This is a genomic window from Rhodoplanes roseus, from assembly GCF_003258865.1.
Classification (GTDB): Bacteria; Pseudomonadota; Alphaproteobacteria; order Rhizobiales; family Xanthobacteraceae; genus Rhodoplanes; species Rhodoplanes roseus.
Genome location: NZ_NPEX01000572.1, coordinates 1 through 1,315, shown reverse-complemented (window position 1 = coordinate 1,315; position 1,315 = coordinate 1). Strand labels below are relative to the sequence as shown.

The following is a 1,315-nucleotide window of genomic DNA, read 5'->3' as shown; positions in this document are numbered from 1 at the left end:
GAGGGCGGCCCGGGCCTCCTCCGGGGTCGAATAGGGCTTGAGCTCGGCCTCGGTGAACAGCGCCCGCAGATAGGCCTCGTGCGCCGTCCCGGCGACGACCGCGATCTTCTTGCCCTCGACGCGCTCGGGCAGCACCGTGTCGAGCCCGGCATTGCGCTTCGCCGCGAAGCGGGCGACCGGCCGGTAGTAGGGATCCGAGAAGTCGACCTTCTTGCGGGTCTCGGCCGACACGGAGATCGAGGCGATGGCGGCGTCGCCGCGGTTCTCGGCGAGCGAGTCGATCAGGGTGTCGAAGCGGCGCATCTGCACCGTGCAGGCGACCTTCAGCTCGTCGCAGATGGCGCGGGCCAGGTCGACATTGAAGCCGGCCGGGTTGCCGTCGGGCCCCGCATAATTGAACGGCGGGTAGTCCACCTCGCTCATGAAGCGGATCAGGGTGAGGCGTAAATCCGGCCGCTCGGGCCGCCGCTTGGGGTCCCAGAAACCCGGGATCGGCAGGCCCGGCGAGGCCGACTGGGCCAGCGCCGGCCCGGACGCGACCGACCCGAGCGGGCCGCCGAGGCCGAGGGGGGCCACGAGGGCGACAGCAATCCGTGCGAGCGCCCTACGGGGCGCGCACGCAAAGATTCGCAACCGACGCGTGTCTAGGCTAGTCTGGCGGGGCATCCGGCCGTCCGGGGTCTCGCGCGCCGTGCTCGGCGCCGCGCCCTTATAGACGAAGTCCGCGGCCGGAGCAGCGGCGAAGTGCGTCCCGGCGGGGGCCGGTTTCGGAGGCATGATGCTCGATCGCGGCGACAGCCCGCGGCCGCGGGAGGGGAGCTTTTGGAGCGGACGGACCGGTGCGAGCCCGGAGCATGGGCGCCGGAGCTTGGCGAGTCCGCCCGGAGGCCCTGTTTCGGGATTGACACCCGCGAGCCTTCCGGTGCCGGCCCGGGGCAGCTCCCGGACGGCGGCGGAGAGTTCCGTGCGGCGCGGCGTCGACGCCTGCCCGGAGCTCGACTGCGTGCGGGACCGGCTGCCGCCCGCCGTGATCGGCTTCGCCCAGGAGCGCGCCCGCACCCTCGGGGTGACGGCCGACCGTGTCCTGGTCGCCGCCGGGCTGATCGGCGAGGAGGAGTACTGTCGCGCCCTCGCCCGCCGGATCTTCGTGCCTTTCGAGCCGCTCGACGACCGGCCGCGCAGCGACTGCCCGCTCTCCGACGACGCGCTGATCGACGCCGCCGCGGCCGGCCTCGTCCCGGTCGAGGGGAAGCTCGGCCGTGAGACCGTCGTCGTCCCGCAGGGCGCCGCCGTGCGGCGTCTGGTCGAGCTCGCC

The 1,315-nt window shown here is 73.6% G+C and carries 1 protein-coding gene and 1 pseudogene; one reads left to right on the top strand and one right to left on the bottom strand.

What is annotated here, in order from left to right; translation table 11 throughout:
• Positions 1–576, bottom strand: a 576-nt coding sequence (locus CH341_RS31320; RefSeq protein WP_425376228.1) for a transporter substrate-binding domain-containing protein, incomplete at its 3' end; no start/stop codon positions are given.
• Positions 577–964: 388 nt separating this feature from the next.
• On the opposite strand from CH341_RS31320, the pseudogene CH341_RS31315 reads away from it, so the two are divergent.
• Positions 965–1,315 (top strand): annotated as a pseudogene (locus CH341_RS31315) (glycosyl transferase); the annotation flags it as partial.